Below are 16,034 nucleotides of genomic sequence, written 5' to 3' on the forward strand. Positions count from 1 at the left end.
ATATGACTGCAGAAGATAAGGCAAAGAACGCTGGCAAGGTCGCGCTCGTCCTGGAGGGCGGCAGCTTCCGCGGGCAGTTTACCGCGGGCGTGCTCGACGTTCTCATGGAGGCCGGCGTCGAGATTCCGGCTGTCTACGGTGTATCGGCCGGTGCCCTCAACGGCGTGAACTACAAGTCGCACCAGATCGGCCGTGCCAACCGCATCAACCTGGCTTTCTGCAACGACAGCCGCTTCATGGGCGCCGCATCGTTTGCGTCCACGGGCTCTATTGTGGGCTACGACTTTATCTTCAACGACGTCCAAGACCGCCTGGATCCCTTTGACAACGAGACGTTCGACGCGAGCCCCATCGAGATGTACGCCGTCGCGACGGATATGCTCTTTGGAACCGCCACGTACCTCCCGGTCAAAAGCGCCGTGCTCGATCTCGACGCCGTGCGCGCATCGACCTCGTTGCCGCTGGTGACGCCGCCGGTCGAGATTGACGGGCACAAATACGTCGACGGCGGCGTAGCCGATTCGATCCCCATCGAGCACGTGCTGGAGGAGGCGGGCTTCGACCGTGCAGTCGTCATCGTCACGCAGGATCGTTCGTATGAGAAAAAGCCTTACGAGTTTATGCCTGCCGCGCGCGCCCGCTATGCCGACTACCCCTATCTGCTCGAGGGAATCGAGACGCGCCACGACCGCTACAACATACAACGCATGCACCTGTGGAAGTATGAGCGCGAGGGCCGCGCGTTGGTCGTTGCTCCGCAAAAGCCGGTCGAGGTCGGCCATGTCGAGCACGATTCGGCAAAGCTTTTGGACCTGTATATCCAGGGCCGTCAGGAGGCAAAGCGCCTGCTCGCGGAAATCCAAGAGTTCGTTGAGCGCTAACGACGGCGAACCCTCAAAAAATGACAACAGCTAAACAGCAGGAAAAATCACGGCTCGTGGATGACATGTGCAGAAACTCTGGTCGGAGCCAAAATACCTGTTGACTCGTACGGCGAGCGGGGTAATATGGACGGGTTACTTGCAGAGCCCCGTGAATCTCTGTAACAACACGTACTGTACATGGAGGAGTCTAAGTGATTTCGAAATCGACTCACTACGCCAAGCAGGGCGAGGTCCAGCGCAACTGGGTTCTCGTCGACGCCGATGGTGCTGTCCTGGGCCGTCTTGCCACCCAGATCGCAATGATCCTGCGCGGTAAGAACAAGCCCCAGTTCACGCCCAACAGCGACTGCGGCGACTTCGTTGTCGTCATCAACGCCGATAAGGTCCAGCTTACCGGTAACAAGGCTGACACGAAGACCTATTATCGCCACAGCGGCTACAACGGCGGCCTCAAGGCTGAGAGCTTCCGCCAGGCTATGGAGAAGCACCCGGAGAAGGTCATCGAGCGCGCCGTTCGCGGCATGCTGCCCAAGACCACCCTCGGCCGTGCCCAGATGACCAAGCTTAAGGTCTACGCTGGTGCCGAGCATCCGCATGCTGCCCAGAACCCCACGAAGATTGAGCTGGAGGCTTAAAGATGGCTGAGAACACCGTTGTCTACCAGGGTACCGGCCGTCGTAAGAACGCCGTCGCCCGCGTCCGTCTCGTCCCCGGCACCGGCAAGGTGACCATCAACAAGCGTGACGCCGAGCAGTATTTCGGCCGTCATCAGCTCGTTGAGAACGCCCTTGCTCCCTTCAAGGTGACCGACACCGCCGGTCAGTTCGACGTTATCGCTCTGTGCGATGGCGGCGGCATTTCCGGTCAGTCCGGCGCTCTGCGCCTGGGCATCGCTCGCGCTCTTCTGAACGCTGGCGACTACCGTGCTGACCTCAAGAAGGCCGGTTTCCTTACGCGCGATGCTCGCGTGGTCGAGCGCAAGAAGTACGGCCTCAAGAAGGCCCGCCGCGCTCCCCAGTTCTCCAAGCGCTAAGGTTTTATCTCCTTTCGAGATACAATGTACAAGCGGGGCCTGCCGATTCCTCGGCGGGTCCCGCTTTTCTTTTTCGACTAGGGTGGGCGGTTGCATATCGCCTGCTAGGGAAGGAGCGATCCTATGCCCCAGAACATCTTCGGTACCGACGGCGTCCGCGGCGTCGCCAACGCCGACCTCTCGTGCGACCTCGCGTTTCGCCTGGGCCGCGCGGCGACCAAGTTCCTTGGTCCGGACATCTGCATCGGCCGTGACACGCGCCTTTCGGGCACCATGCTCGAGAGCGCTCTGACCGCCGGCATCATGGCCGAGGGCGGCCGTCCGCACTGCTGCGGCGTCATCCCCACGCCTGCCGTGGCGCTGCTCACTGTTCAAAACGAGCTCGACGGCGGCATCGTCATCTCCGCTTCGCACAATCCGCCGGAGTTCAACGGCATCAAGTTCTTTAGCCGCAAAGGAATGAAGCTTCCCGATGCTGTCGAGGAAGAGATCAGCGCCTGGGTCATGTCCGAGGAAGCCATGGCTGCCGACACGCTGCCGAGCGGTGCCGGCGTGGGCCACATTATCAAGATGAAGGACGCCCGCAAGGCATATGTCGATCATGCCATCGATACGCTCGATGGCCTGAGGCTCGATGGCCTAGTCGTTGCCGTCGACTGCGGCCATGGCGCTTCTTGCCAGACCACGCCCGCCGCGCTGCAGCGCCTGGGTGCCACGGTCCATGCCATCAACACCGATTACTGCGGCACCGACATTAACGTTGAGTGCGGCTCTACGCACCTCGAGCCCCTGCGCGAGCTCGTGTTGCGCACCCATGCTGACATCGGTCTGGCCCACGATGGTGACGCCGACCGCGTACTGTTCGTGGACAGCGAGGGCAATGAGATCGACGGTGACTACATCCTGGCTATCTGCGGTTCTGACCTTGCCGCTCGTGGCAAGCTCGCCAACTCCGAGATCGTCTCGACCGTCATGTGCAACCTGGGCTTCTCCATCGCTATGAAGGAGCAGGGCTTCGAGATGGTCCAGACCGCCGTGGGCGACCGCTATGTTCTTGAGCGTATGCTCGAGGACGGTGCCGTCATCGGTGGCGAGCAGTCCGGCCACATCATCTTCCTGGAGCACAACACCACCGGTGACGGCCTGGTGACGGCTCTGCAGCTGCTGGCCGTGCTCAAGCGCACCGGTCGCACCCTCACCGATCTTGCCGGCATCATGAAGAAGTACCCGCAGGTACTCGTCAACGTGCATTCCGACAACAAGGCTGGTCTGGACGATTGCCAGCCCATTTGGGATGCCGTCGCTGCTGCCGAGAAGGAGCTTGACGGCCGCGGCCGCATTCTGGTGCGCCCGAGCGGTACCGAGCCGCTGGTCCGCGTGATGGCCGAGGCCGAGACGCACGAGCTGACCCAGCGCGTTGTCGACGACATCGTCGAGGTTGTCAAGCGCGAACTTCCCTAATGGTCAAAAACGGGTGCCAAGTGGTAAACTGTTAAGGTTATTTTGATTGATTGGTATGTCCGAGGGGGAGCATGTTCACTAAAGTCCTAAGGTCTTTGGGTATGCGTGGTCGAGTCCTTACGCTGGATGCTCCCATCTCGGGCGACGTCATTCCACTTTCCGAGGTAAGCGACCAGACGTTTGCTACCGGCCTTTTGGGCCAGGGCGTGGCGATTCAGCCCACCGGAACGCGTGTGATTGCACCAGCTGATGCCAAGGTCGAGGCTATTTTTCCCACGGGACACGCCGTTGCGCTTAACACGGTCGATGGCCTGGACGTGCTCATCCACGTTGGTTTGGACACTGTTCAGCTCGAGGGCAAGCACTTTACCGTACATGCGCAAGTGGGTGACATCGTCCATAAGGGCGATGTACTCATTGAGTTCGATCGCGAGGCAATTGCTGCCGAGGGCTACGATGTGACGGTTCCCATCTTGGTGTGCAACTCCGTTGAGTTCTCGAGCATCAAGGGCTCCGTTGGCGTGCATGTCGAAGAGATGGACCAGCTCATCGTTGCTCGCGAGCGCTAGCAAGTGCACGTGGCCATTAGCCTACAATTCAAACACGTTTACGGAGGGCGCCCTTGAAAGAGGACGCCCTCCGTGGCAAGATGGGATTTGTCCGAAGCTAAAAGGCTTTGGGTCACCGTGGACGGGCAGGGGCCTCGACGCGGTTAGACACGAGACACATACATTACGCGACCTCGCCCTGGTGGCCGCACACGTTGGTTGCGGCCGACGCGGGCCGCGGGCAAGTGCTTGTAAGGGAGCCTTGCCTCTCTTGTACGAGAAAGGACGCGTAATGAAGATCATTAAAGCTAAAGACTACGAGGATATGAGCCGCAAGGCCGCCAATATTATCTCGGCGCAGGTTATCCTCAAGCCCGACTGTGTGCTGGGTCTTGCCACCGGCTCCACCCCGATCGGTGCCTACAAGCAGCTTGCTGCTTGGTACAAGAAGGGTGACGTCGACTTTGCCGAGGTCAGCACCTACAACCTGGACGAGTATCGCGGCCTTTCGCACGACGATCCCCAGAGCTATCACTACTTCATGCGTGAGAACTTCTTCGATCACATCAACATCGACCTGAACAACACGCATGTGCCCGACGGTTCCAACCCCGACGCCGCCGCTGCCTGCTCTGAGTACGACAAGATTGTCGCCGACGCCGGTTATCCGGATCTGCAGCTGCTCGGCATTGGCAACAACGGCCACATTGGCTTCAACGAGCCCGATGACCACTTCTCCAAGGGCACGCACTGCGTCGATCTCACCGAGAGCACCATTCAGGCCAACAGCCGCCTGTTCGACAGCATCGACGATGTTCCCCGTCAGGCCTACACCATGGGTACCCAGACCATCATGTATGCCCGCATGATCCTGGTCGTCGCCAACGGCGAGGCCAAGGCTCAGGCCGTGCATGACATGTGCTATGGTCCGGTTACGCCCGAGTGCCCGGCTTCGATCCTACAGCTGCACACCAACTGCGTTGTCGTTGCCGACGAGGCCGCCCTTTCGCTCTGCGAGTAGCGCGAATCCTGCAGCTCGACATAGCCTTGCCTAAGGCCTCCGCTTTGCGGGGGCCTTTTTGCTATCCCTGTCCGCCCACTTGACCAAAATCTTGCCGCAAGCTTGACGAACGCCGGACGCCCAACAGTTTGATTCATTCTATATCAGATTCTATGCAAAAATGCCACTAAAAGGTCGTAGACGGTAGCGGGTGCTAGGCGAGTTGAATGACATAGTTGAACCTTGTTCATTTGCGTTACACTGCCGCTTAGATGGGACAAGCTGACAAGCTCATTTACCTGCTTAAAGACCGATTAGTCGGGGGATTAATAACAATCGGCCCTCGCTGTACAAAAACTTGCCGCTTGCGTACCAAAAGACAACCTAAAACACAAGGTCGCTCTATTCATAGCGCGGCTTGTATGGTCTTGCGGCTACAGTGTCCATACGGTCGAGTTGAGGAGCGGGCATGGTAAACGATTTGAGCGGTATAGACGACCTCGAGCTGATGCCGTTAGGCGGAGGCTATATGGTGCGACGCGAACGCTTGATGAATGAGCTTATCGCCAAGGGCCGAAAGGCCGGCATCGTGGTTCTTTATGCGCCCGACGGGTTTGGGAAGACTTCGGTGTTGCTGCAGTACACCCATGAGGTTAAATGCGACCCGACGCGAGGCCCCGTGCGGATTATCGAGGCCGATCGCGCCATTGGGCGCGAGGTGTTTATGCAGCTCGAGGTGGTTACCGAAGAACTCAAAGACAAACCGCACTCCCTTATCGCGATTGATAATGTGCCAAACCTCGATCAGCACGATACCGAAGACCTCATCGACAGGATTCGCGGCCTGCGCGCTATGGGGATAGGGGTCTTTATCTCCTGCCGTCCTTCAAATCGTCAGCTGATTCATGGGCTGGGCGATTCGGTTAAGATCAATGCGCAGATGCTCAAGGTGCATGCCTATGAGTATTCGGCGTGGGCATCGGCGTTTTCGATCAGCACATCGCTCGACTTTTATCAGCTCACGCAGGGCGTGCCCGAGCTCGTTTCGGCATTGCAGACTGGTCTGTATGGCCAAGGCGACGTAGCCGGTCTGCTCGAAAACGAGATTGTCAACGTATATGGCGCGGCACTTGTCGATCTGGCTTCGCTCGACAATAATGCGCTGTTTTGCGTGGCATGTCTCATGGTTTTGATGGGCGAGGGCAATATCTCGGAACTCGAGGCTTGCGGGGTGAGGCTGTCGATGGTCGACCAGTCCTACTTTGTACGCGACTACCCGATCTTTGGCTTAGACCCCGCCGAGCGGAGTTTTACGTGTCTGGGCACGGAGGATAACGGACGCTTGCGTTTGCGTAAGTTGGTGGCCGAGGTTCGCCCCGAACTTGTTCCGAGGGCGGCCCGGATTTTGCTTAAGGCGGGCCGATGCGATGCGGCGATGGGCCTGGCGGACGCCTTTTTGGATCGTGAGGCGGTTCTTGAACTTGCTGGTCAGTATGGGGTCGATCTTGCTCTGACGGGGCACGGGGCCGATATCTGCCGAGCAGCGCTGGGCACGATTGATGCCGACGATCCGGCTCCAGAGCCAACGCCTGCCGAGGCGCTCGGCGTATATCTGGCAGCGGTCAGCGTGTCCAATACAAAGCTCGCTCGCTATATGGCATCGGTCATCGAGCGCGGGGGCGAACGGGCGGCCTGCGAAATAGACCCTGTTTCATGGAGGGTGGCCCAGACACTGACGGCTGTTTGCTATGGGGACAACGGGCTTGGGCTTCCTACGAATCTGGCCGTGCCAGAAATCGAGACATCCCATACCGCACTTAATATGTTGTCTGCGCATATCGAGGTCAAGCACTGCCTGACCGAGCGGGGAGATGACGGCGGCGTTCTACAGCAGCTCAAAACGAGCAAGGCCTACGACTGCGAGCTCGACATCGCGGGGATTGTTATACGGGCCGACAGCATGCTGGTGGAGCTCTTTGACGGGTCGTTTGTAGGAACCGACGAGCGCGACGACGAGATGACGGTGGTGCGGGAGGCGCTCGACGTACGTGGACTTAAGGCGATGGCTATCTGGGTGCGCATGGTGTTGGCGGCACGGCGGCTCCTTTCCGGCTTGCCGGTAACCGACGACGCGGCGTTCAACGAGCTCGATCGTTTTGCCGTGCGCATGCGCGACAACCAGATTCAGCTGTTTGGCCTGTTGTTAGAAGGCTGGCAGTCGCTGGCAGAGGGACGGCCGGTTAATGCAAAGTTCCGTGCGGTCCAAGTGCTCAAACTTGCCGAGGAGTCGATTGCGTACATGCGCGATAACGCATTGCTGCTGGAGCGCGCGGCATATCTGCGAAATACATCGATGGTTTCGGTGCGCGAGGAAGCGGAGTTGCTCGATATAAGCCAGACGCAGGTTGGTGGCGCAGAAGCCTGGATGGTGGCGCTGCATTTGGCCTGTGCGGGCCGAGACAGCGACCTTGCGGCCTGGATGTCCATGAATCGTGCGGGGATTCTAGAGCCATCGTATCGGCTCTTTGCGCGCCTTGCCATGCATTGTCTGGGCGAGCCGGCGGCCAGGATACGCAAGAAGCTTCCCGTGCGCGAACTGTCGCGGTACTCGCTGCGCGACGATTTGGAAGGGGAGGGCGAGCGCCTGTTCCAGGCCGGCGAGGTTGAAGCCGTTGATACCATCGACCATATCGAGATTCGCATGTTTGGTGCGTTTCGCGCCGAGCGCGACGGGTTTCCCATCACGGACAAAATGTGGCGTCGCAAGAAGGCGGCGACACTTGCCGAGCGGCTTGCGCTGGGCATGGATGCGCTCGTCGATCGTGAGACGCTGGCCATGGAGCTGTGGCCCCATGCCGAGTTCAATAGCGCCCGCAATAACCTGTACTCGACGATATCGCGCTTGCGGTCGGCTTTGGGGCCGACGCCGGATGGCAAGTCGTGTGTGCTCATCCAAAATGAATGCATCGGACTCAACGGCGACTACGTTAAGACCGATGTACGGCTGTTTGACCAGATAAGCCGTGAGGTTTTGGGAAATCGCACGGGTGCGCGCGGGCCCCATTTAGTTGAGCTGTGCCTTAAAATTGAGCAGCTTTATGCCGGACCGCTGTATGTTCCCAATGGCTGTAATCCCACCTACTTTTTGCGTATGCGACGCATTATGCAGTCAAAGTACATCGATTGCATGATTAAGGGAGCAGATGCCGCTCTAGAAGAAAACGATCTGCAGTCGGCGATTTGGCTGGCGGAGTCGGGGCTTCGGCAGGAAACGGCGCGTGAGGATATGGTGCGCTGCGCCATGCGTGTCTACAGTGCGGCGGGGCGGCGGCGCGATATCGTCGAGCTATACAGTGGGCATATGCACCATCTGAGGGAGCAGGTCAATGGCGTGCCCGAGCCCGAGACGCGGCGTCTATACGAGCGCTTGGTGGAGGGGCGGCTCAATCGCGTGCTGGTCGAGCGATAAAAAACGGGCGCCCGAAGTACTTGGGCACCCGTAAGCTTGCTATGTGTTGGTTCGCCGGATCATTGGCTCTTAGACGAGCTTGATCTTCTCGATGTCCTTGCGCGAGGACTCGCGATACAGTGAGAACTTGCGGCCGATAACCTGGACGACCTCGGCGTGGCAGCGCTCGGCGAGCTCTTCGGCGGCCTCGCGGGCGGAAAGACTGGAGCCATCGAGCACGGAGCACTTAACGAGCTCGTGCTTCTCCAGGTAGGCGACCGTCTGCTCGACGGTGCCCTCGTTGACATCGGACTTGCCGATGATGATGGCGGGGTTGAGGTGATGGGCCATGCTGCGAAGCTGCTTGACCTGTGCTCCTGTCAGTGCCATGGGTTCTCGCTTTCTATGTATGGGGCGCCCCGCGACGGGGCCTTAATCTACGTGAGCTGTCCCACGATAGCGCAGGAACGGCGCGGTGTGGAGCGCATTTGCCCAGTTCAAAAAGAATGCGGATGCCGGGCGGGTGGACGGTGCGGGCTGCGAACAGGCTATGAGCTGAGCGCAGAGACCGGCTCCCATGCAATAAACGCCCAACGAACCTTGCGGACATGATCGAGCATATAGCGCCCCTGCGGCACGCCCTTGGAGCCCGGCTCACCGGCATGAGGGTTCTCAATCATGTGCTGGGCGATATAGTCGCGCAGGCGGTCGATCTTATCCTCGTTGCCATGTTCGAGCATGCGAGAAAAGTCTGCCACGCCCGCCTCGAGACTATCGAAGGTGTCGCGGCGGGGCGATTCAAAGTATGTAACCTGTGGCAGCGCACCCATCTGAATAAGGATGTTAAAGGCATACACAAAACCATTACTGCAGGTAACCGAGGCACCGATAGCGTTCATCAAGTGCAGATCATAGCGCGGGCTGGAGTTGGCGACCATCGTGACAGCACAACGCCGACGAGCCGTACGGTCAAGCTTGGCAAGCGCACCTTTTAGATTGGTCGTCGTAACCGACCGACTGGCAAAGGCAACATCCACCGCTTTCGCGACCGGTCCAACTAAATTCCAATCATCATCCCAAGCAAGCTCAAGCGGCGTTATGCGCCCCTCGAGCCCGTAATACTCAATGCCGGCATCAAGGGTGCCCAACATAGCGGGGGAGAAGTCGGCTGCAATCAAAGGATGCCCAGCCTGAGCAAGCGGAATAGCAATCGACCCAGCCCCACATCCCATATCCAGCACCGACTCACCAGGCTCAAGCGCCAACAGCTTTATAAAATCCCGGGCATACGGAGCAGTCTCAAGCGGCCGAAAATGCCGAGCCCTTTTATCCCACTCAAAAGAATCATCAGCCCGCCGCCGACCAGCCTGCAGGCGCATCCATTCGCCATTCCAATCAGCAGAAAGAAGCTCAGAACGAATCAAATCATCAGCCACGGGCCATCCCCCTCACAACAAAAAAGCGACTCCCCCAAAAAGAAGAGCCGCAACCAGCATATATCAGAAAAAGAACCGTTCCAACGCCAAACCGCCGCACCAGCAAAGTAGGGCAGAAGCGAAGCGACTGCCAAAGGGATAGAACCCAACCGAGGTCCCGTTGTGCGGGAGCCCCGGGGAGGGCAAATATATAAGGTCGATCGCGAGTTCCGCACGAGCCGGAGAGCACTTAATGTGCTCTCCGTGCGAGTCAGGACTGTCCGAGCAGGCGACCTTATATATTTGCCCTCCCCGGGGCTCCTCGCCAGTCCCCTCAGCTAGTTCTTCAACGAGTTCAGCGGCGCCGGGAAGCGTCCACCGCGGTGGGCAAGCACGGTGCCGGCGTTGGGGTTCACCGGCATGATGGGCGCACGGCCAAACAGGCCGCCGTACTCGACGCAGTCGCCCACGCCCTTGCCGATGGCGGGAATCACGCGGACGGCCGTGGTCTTGTTGTTGATGACGCCGATGGCCATCTCGTCGGCGATGATGCCGGCGACGGTCTCGACCGGAGTGTCGCCGGGGATGGCGATCATGTCCAGGCCAACGGAGCACACGCAGGTCATGGCCTCGAGCTTCTCGAGCGAAAGCGCACCGGCCTCGACGGCGGCGATCATGCCGGCATCCTCGGACACGGGGATAAAGGCGCCGGAGAGACCGCCCACGCTGGAGCTGGCCATGACGCCGCCCTTCTTGACGGCATCGTTGAGCATGGCGAGCGCGCAGGTCGTGCCGGGGCCACCGCAGGTGCCCACGCCGATGATCTCGAGGATGCGGGCAACGGAGTCGCCGATGGCAGGCGTGGGAGCCAGTGACAGGTCGACAATGCCTTTCTCGACACCCAGACGGCGGGCTGCCTCACGGCTCATGAGCTCGCCGGCGCGGGTGATCTTAAAGGCGGTCTGCTTGATTTTCTCGGCAACCTCCATCATCGAGGCGGAGTCGGGGAGCGTCTCCAAGGCAGCAGCCATAACGCCGGGGCCCGAGACGCCAACGTTGATGACGGCGTCGGCCTCGCCACCGCCGTGGACGGCGCCCGCCATAAACGGGGAGTCCTCGACCATGTTGGCAAAGCAGACAAACTTGGAGGCGCCAACGGAATCCTGGTCGGCCGTGAGCTTGGCGGCATCGATGATGGTCTGGGCGGCCATGAGCACGGCATCCATGTTGATACCGGCGCGCAGGCTGGCGACGTTGACGCTGGAGCAGACGCGGCTCGTGGTGGCGAGCGCCTGGGGGATGGACTGGATGACGCGGCGGTCGGCGTCGCCGATGCCCTTCTGGACGAGTGCGGAGAAGCCGCCCAGGTAGTCGATGCCGAGCGTTTCGGCCGCGCGGTCGAGGGCATGCGCGATGGGGGTGAGGTCCTCATCCTTGCAGCATGCGGCGATCTGCGCCACCGGGGTGACGGAAACGCGCTTGTTGACGATAGGGATACCGTACTCGCGCTCGAGGTTCTCGGCGGTCTCGACCAGGTGCTCAGCCGTGTGCGTCACGTGGTCGTAGATCTTCGTGCACATGCGGTCGAGGTTCTCGTCACCGCAACCCATGAGCGAAACGCCCATGGTGATGGTTCTGATGTCGAGGTTCTGCTCCTCAACCATGCCGCGGGTTTCCGCGATTTCTGCGGGCGTGATCGCCATCCTTGCGCTCCTATCTGCCAAAACGAGCATAGTCTTATCTATTTTAACGTGCCGCACGTGCCAAGTGGCGCATGCGGCACGTTTTGGTGCTCGGTTGTTTCCGTTGTGTTACTGCCCAAAGACCTCTTCGGCGATACGAGCGCTTTCGGCGGCGTCCTTGGCGTAGTAGTCCGCACCGATCTGCTTGGCGTATTCGGGGGTGAGTACGGCGCCGCCTACGATGATCTTGACGCCCGGCACCTCGGCATGAAGCAGCTTGATGGTCTCTTCCATGGCGACGACCGTGGTAGTCATAAGCGCCGAGAGGCCGACGAGTTTGATGTCGCGCTCCTTGACGGTCTTGAGTACCTCCTGCGGATCGACGTCGCGGCCCAGGTCAAAGACGGTGTAGCCGTAGTTGTCGAGCAGCATTTTGACGATGTTCTTGCCAATATCGTGGATGTCGCCCTTGACGGTGGCCACGCAGATCTTGCCCTTGTCGGCAATCTCGCCGGCGGGCATCAGGCGCTTGATGGTGTCGAAGCCCACGCGTGCCGCCTCGGCCGAGGCCATAAGCTGCGGCAAGAAGAACTTGCCCTGGTCAAAGAGGACGCCTACCTCGTCGAGGGCGGGGATAAAGTGATTGTTGATGAGGTCCATGGCGTCGTGGTCTGCCAGTAGACGCTCGGTCTCGGCAGCGATCTCGCCTTTGCGGCCCGAGACGACCATGCGACGAATCGGGTCGTCGTTGCCGTCGGTGCCGGCGGTGCCAGCGGCGGGCACGGTGTCGGTCGATGCGGCCTGAGCTGCTGCCGGGTTTGCGGCGATCTTATACGGATCGGTCCAGCCGGCGTAGCGCTCGATGTATCCGGTCGAGCCCTCGTCCTCAACGCTCAGGACGCGATAGCTGTAGACGGTATCCATAAAGCGCTTGGAGCCCGGGTTCATGATGGGGGCGTCCAGGCCCGCGCCGAAGGCGGCGGCCAAAAAGACCGAACCCAGCAGCGGGCGGGCAGGCAGGCCAAAGCTGATGTTCGACACGCCGAGCGCGCATTTGACGCCCAGACGCTCCTTGCACAGGGACATGGCGCGTAGGATCTGCTCGGCCTGGCGTTGATTGGTCGAGGCGGTCATGACCAGACAGTCGATGAGGATGCGGTCCGGTCCGATGCCGTAACGGGCAGCCTCGGCCACGATGCGTTCGGCGATGGCAAAGCGGGCCTCGGCGGTATCGGGGATGCCGCCTTCATCGAGCGTAAGTCCGACAACGTTGGTGCCGTAGTGGGCGACCAGCGGAAAGATCTCATCCATGATCTGCTGCTTGCCATTGACCGAGTTGATGATGGGCTTGCCGGCGTAGCGGCGCACGGCGGCCTCGATGGCTGCGGGGTCGGTGGAGTCGATCTGCAGCGGCAGCAGCGTGGAGCCCTGGAGCTGCTCGGTCGCCTGTTGGATGATCTTGACCTCGTCGATCTCGGGTAGGCCCACGTTGACGTCCAGGATGTCGGCGCCCTGTTCCTGCTGGCTGATGCCCTGGCTCACGACGTAGTCCAGGTCGCCGTCGCGCAAGGCCTGTTGCAGGCGCTTTTTGCCGGTGGGATTGATGCGCTCGCCGATGACAGCGATCTTGTGGCCGTCGCAAGGAAGGTCCACGACCGTTTGGGCGCTCGTGACCGACATGCTGGGCTTGCGGCGGCGCGGGCTGGGCGTGTGGTTGTCGATAAGCGTGCGCAAGGCCGCCATGTGCGCCGGCGTGGTGCCGCAGCAACCGCCCACGACGCTCACGCCGTCGGCGATCATGCCGGCGACGGCCTCGGCGTATTCGGGGGCCTGGATGTCAAAGACGGTGTTGCCGTCGTCGTCCACGTGGGGGAGTCCCGCATTGGCCTGCACCATAACGGGCTTGTCCGTTACGGTGAGCATGCGCGCGGCGAGCCCTCGTAGCTCGGCCGGTCCTTGGCTGCAGTTGATGCCCAAAACGTCGGCGCCGATGGCATCGAGCGTGATGGCGGCGACCTCGGGACTCGTTCCCAGGAAGGTGCGGCCGTCTTCCTCGAAGGTCATGGTGGCAAAGACGGGCAGGTCGGAGTTCTCGCGGCAGGCGAGGACCGCCGCCTTGATCTCGGCAAGGTCAGTCATGGTCTCGATAATAAAGAGGTCCACGCCCGCATCGACGCCGGCACGCACTTCCTCGGCAAAGAGGTTGTAGGCCTCGTCGAAGCTGAGGGTACCCAAGGGGCGAAGCAGCGCGCCGATGGGGCCGATGTCACCGGCGACGTAGCGGGCGCCGGCCTCGCGGGCGCAGGTGACGGCCGCGGCAAAGACGTCTGCCACGGTGGCGGCACCGTCGAGCTTGTGGGCATTGGCGCCAAAGGTGTTGGCGGTAATCACGTCACAGCCAGCCTCGACGTACTGACGCTGGATATCGGTGATGACCTGAGGCTCCTCAAAGTTGAGCAGCTCGGGCAGGGCGCCGGCCTTCATGCCGGCCGCCTGCAGCATGGTACCCATGCCGCCGTCGAACAGCAGGTGCCCCGTGCCCTCGATGGCGGCGCGCAGGCGATCGTCCTTAATGCGCAGATCGTCGATCGTGCGCGTCTTGTATGCAGCGCCATTGCGGCGTGCGGCGTCAACAGGCGCCGCCAGCGCGGCGCCGTCCAGATCATGAGTGATAAGCGGAGTAAACATCGAGGGCTCCTAATGGCTGGAATAGCAGGTGGTGTGGGCGGCGCGGAAGCGGCAGTGCTCGCGCATGCGGCAGATATTGCAGGTAGGGCGGCTCTGGGCGTCGTGGACTTCGCCTTCGAACAGACCGATCACCGCGGTCACGCTTTTGGTGGGCATGAGCAGGCTGGTGGGCGTGACGGTAAGCCCGATGAGCCGCGTGGCGTTGAGCGCATTGACGATCGAGCGCTGGGCCGAGAGTGGGCAGTCGCCGTAGCCGGGACTAAAGCGCCAGTTGCCGGCGAGTCCATGAACGGCGGCGTCCGTCTTGACCTGCTGGTCCATTTGCTCAACGGCGGCTTCCACGTAAGCGGAGCACGCGGCGTCGAGCACGGCGCCCTCCAGGGGATGTTGGGCTCCCGTGGTGCGCAGGCGACGCTCGGCGTCCATGCCGAGGGTGCATGCCATGAGTGCGGCAAAGCGGGCGTCCTTAAGATGACGATAGATATCGCGACCGCGCAGCTCAACGTTGGTGCCGACCAGGCGGATGCAAGGCTCGCCCTGTTCGTCGACGCCCGTGGCATCGATGGCAAATACGCGGCGCACGCCACGGGGCTCAATGTCTAACTCCAGGCGCTCAACGACAAGCTCAATACGCTGCGACAGCTCGGGTTCAATCTGCTGGCCGCCGTAGCCCAGGTATCGCAACATCTCGGCACGATCGACGCGGGGATGGTGGGCATCATCGATACGGTAAAGCGCCGGCGACGCAAGGTCGGCCGGCACTTCAGCAACGGTTATATCGGCGTGCGGTTTTTCCATTACCCCAGGCGCTCCATAATGGTCGCGGCGATTGCAGGACGGTTCATAGTGTACAGGTGCAGACCGTCGGCGCCGTGCTCCTTAAGGTCGCAAAGCTGACGAGCAGCATAATCTACACCGGCCGCTTGCAGGCTCTCGGGGTCGTTCTCGTACTTGGCGAGGATCTTGATGACGGGGGAGGGCAGCGACGCGCCGCACATAAAGACCATGCGGCTGATCTGCGACTTGCCCATAAACGGCATGATGCCCGCGGTAATGGGCACGGTGATGCCGGCCTTGTCGGCAAGCTCGCGAAAACGGTAGAAGCACTCGTTATCAAAGAAGAGCTGCGTCACAAAGAAGCTCGCGCCGGCGTCCTGTTTTTGCTTGAGGTGTTCGACCGAGACGTTGAGGTCCTCGCAGGCAATGTGGCCCTCGGGGTAGGCTGCGGCACCCACACAAAAGCCGGCGTCGACGAGCTCGGGGATGAGGTCGCGGGCGTAGGCGTAGTCCGAGGCGGGCTTGTCGTCCTCAGTCGCGCCAGCGGGAAGATCACCACGCAGGGCCAGGATGTTTTCAACGCCGGCGGTGCGATACTCGTCGATCTTGGCGGCGATATCGGCGTGCGACCGGCCCACGCAGGTAAGGTGTGCCACCGAGGGCGTGTCGAATTCGCTCGTAATCATATGCGCGATGGGGGCGGTGGCGGCACCGTTGCCCGAGCCGCCGGCCGAGCAGGTGACCGAGACAAAGCTCGGCGAAAGCTTGCACAGATTGCCTGCCACTTCGCGAGCCGTGTCGAGGGTCAGCTCGCCCTTGGGCGGGAACATCTCAAACGAAATGGGCGCGGTGCCCTGGGATGCTGCCTGCTTAAAAACCTCGTCGACGCGCATATCGTGCTCCTCTAGATACGTAATAGTGTGATGTGTTGTAAGGATTCTACAGCACCACTGTGCCACGGTGGAGTTTCACTCGCTATTTGAGGATACCAATCAAAGATGCCTTGCTATCGGCTTTCTCTATAACAGAGCGGCTAATCTAGGCACGGACTATAAAGACTGGTATCTGATGCGAAATACCAGTTAATAAAGCCCCGTC

At 60.7% G+C, this 16,034-nt stretch carries 13 protein-coding genes; 7 read left to right on the top strand and 6 right to left on the bottom strand.

Annotation, left to right across the window (positions count from 1 at the left end):
• Positions 1-2 precede the first annotated feature (2 nt).
• The 7 genes from AAAV44_RS04030 to AAAV44_RS04060 all read left to right on the top strand — a co-directional run bounded on the left by AAAV44_RS04030 (position 3) and on the right by AAAV44_RS04060 (position 8,395).
• A complete protein-coding gene (locus AAAV44_RS04030; protein ID WP_349114674.1) occupies positions 3-881 on the top strand; it encodes a patatin family protein in 879 nt (292 codons plus the stop codon).
• Positions 882-1,075: 194 nt separating this feature from the next.
• Complete coding sequence (rplM, locus tag AAAV44_RS04035; protein WP_022094635.1) at positions 1,076-1,519, top strand: 50S ribosomal protein L13; 444 nt, start codon at positions 1,076-1,078, stop codon at positions 1,517-1,519.
• A gap of 2 nt (positions 1,520-1,521) precedes the next feature.
• A complete protein-coding gene (rpsI, locus tag AAAV44_RS04040; RefSeq protein WP_022094634.1) occupies positions 1,522-1,917 on the top strand; it encodes a 30S ribosomal protein S9 in 396 nt (131 codons plus the stop codon).
• A gap of 123 nt (positions 1,918-2,040) precedes the next feature.
• Complete coding sequence (glmM, locus tag AAAV44_RS04045) at positions 2,041-3,378, top strand: phosphoglucosamine mutase (RefSeq protein ID WP_349114676.1); 1,338 nt, start codon at positions 2,041-2,043, stop codon at positions 3,376-3,378.
• Positions 3,379-3,479: 101 nt separating this feature from the next.
• Positions 3,480-3,947, top strand: coding sequence for a PTS glucose transporter subunit IIA (locus tag AAAV44_RS04050; protein WP_349114678.1), 468 nt, complete (start codon positions 3,480-3,482; stop codon positions 3,945-3,947).
• A 271-nt stretch (positions 3,948-4,218) separates the two neighbouring features.
• Positions 4,219-4,947: a glucosamine-6-phosphate deaminase gene (nagB, locus tag AAAV44_RS04055; protein WP_195443890.1), complete on the top strand. Its 729-nt coding sequence runs from the start codon at positions 4,219-4,221 to the stop codon at positions 4,945-4,947.
• A 448-nt stretch (positions 4,948-5,395) separates the two neighbouring features.
• Entirely contained in the window at positions 5,396-8,395 is a 3,000-nt protein-coding gene (locus AAAV44_RS04060) for a BTAD domain-containing putative transcriptional regulator (RefSeq protein ID WP_349114679.1), read from the top strand.
• A 69-nt stretch (positions 8,396-8,464) separates the two neighbouring features.
• On the opposite strand, the gene AAAV44_RS04065 is transcribed toward AAAV44_RS04060, so the two are convergent.
• The 6 genes from AAAV44_RS04065 to AAAV44_RS04090 all read right to left on the bottom strand — a co-directional run bounded on the left by AAAV44_RS04065 (position 8,465) and on the right by AAAV44_RS04090 (position 15,829).
• Positions 8,465-8,764 (bottom strand): YhbY family RNA-binding protein, encoded by a 300-nt coding sequence (locus AAAV44_RS04065; protein WP_006234690.1) that lies wholly within the window; start codon positions 8,762-8,764, stop codon positions 8,465-8,467.
• A gap of 158 nt (positions 8,765-8,922) precedes the next feature.
• Positions 8,923-9,810: a methyltransferase domain-containing protein gene (locus AAAV44_RS04070; RefSeq protein WP_349114680.1), complete on the bottom strand. Its 888-nt coding sequence runs from the start codon at positions 9,808-9,810 to the stop codon at positions 8,923-8,925.
• A 317-nt stretch (positions 9,811-10,127) separates the two neighbouring features.
• Positions 10,128-11,492 (bottom strand): PFL family protein, encoded by a 1,365-nt coding sequence (locus tag AAAV44_RS04075; RefSeq protein WP_349114681.1) that lies wholly within the window; start codon positions 11,490-11,492, stop codon positions 10,128-10,130.
• A 108-nt stretch (positions 11,493-11,600) separates the two neighbouring features.
• Entirely contained in the window at positions 11,601-14,159 is a 2,559-nt protein-coding gene (locus AAAV44_RS04080) for a homocysteine S-methyltransferase family protein (protein ID WP_349114682.1), read from the bottom strand.
• A 9-nt stretch (positions 14,160-14,168) separates the two neighbouring features.
• Positions 14,169-14,957: a hypothetical protein gene (locus AAAV44_RS04085; protein WP_349114683.1), complete on the bottom strand. Its 789-nt coding sequence runs from the start codon at positions 14,955-14,957 to the stop codon at positions 14,169-14,171.
• Positions 14,957-15,829 carry a methylenetetrahydrofolate reductase gene (locus AAAV44_RS04090; protein ID WP_349114685.1) on the bottom strand — a complete coding sequence of 291 codons (873 nt, stop codon included), beginning with the start codon at positions 15,827-15,829 and terminating at the stop codon, positions 14,957-14,959. The genes AAAV44_RS04085 and AAAV44_RS04090 overlap by 1 nt, the downstream gene beginning before the upstream one ends.
• Between the last annotated feature and the right edge of the window lie 205 nt (positions 15,830-16,034).

This window comes from Collinsella sp. CLA-AP-H1, assembly GCF_040092945.1.
Taxonomy (GTDB): domain Bacteria; phylum Actinomycetota; class Coriobacteriia; order Coriobacteriales; family Coriobacteriaceae; genus Collinsella.

Coding starts and splice junctions, on each gene's coding strand:
- AAAV44_RS04030 (WP_349114674.1), top strand. CDS start 3: ATGACTGCAGAAGATAAGGCAAAGAACGCTGGCAAGGTCGCGCTCGTC.
- rpsI (WP_022094634.1), top strand. CDS start 1,522: ATGGCTGAGAACACCGTTGTCTACCAGGGTACCGGCCGTCGTAAGAAC.
- glmM (WP_349114676.1), top strand. CDS start 2,041: ATGCCCCAGAACATCTTCGGTACCGACGGCGTCCGCGGCGTCGCCAAC.
- AAAV44_RS04050 (WP_349114678.1), top strand. CDS start 3,480: ATGCGTGGTCGAGTCCTTACGCTGGATGCTCCCATCTCGGGCGACGTC.
- nagB (WP_195443890.1), top strand. CDS start 4,219: ATGAAGATCATTAAAGCTAAAGACTACGAGGATATGAGCCGCAAGGCC.
- AAAV44_RS04060 (WP_349114679.1), top strand. CDS start 5,396: ATGGTAAACGATTTGAGCGGTATAGACGACCTCGAGCTGATGCCGTTA.
- AAAV44_RS04065 (WP_006234690.1), bottom strand. CDS start 8,764: ATGGCACTGACAGGAGCACAGGTCAAGCAGCTTCGCAGCATGGCCCAT.
- AAAV44_RS04075 (WP_349114681.1), bottom strand. CDS start 11,492: ATGGCGATCACGCCCGCAGAAATCGCGGAAACCCGCGGCATGGTTGAG.
- AAAV44_RS04080 (WP_349114682.1), bottom strand. CDS start 14,159: ATGTTTACTCCGCTTATCACTCATGATCTGGACGGCGCCGCGCTGGCG.
- AAAV44_RS04085 (WP_349114683.1), bottom strand. CDS start 14,957: ATGGAAAAACCGCACGCCGATATAACCGTTGCTGAAGTGCCGGCCGAC.
- AAAV44_RS04090 (WP_349114685.1), bottom strand. CDS start 15,829: ATGCGCGTCGACGAGGTTTTTAAGCAGGCAGCATCCCAGGGCACCGCG.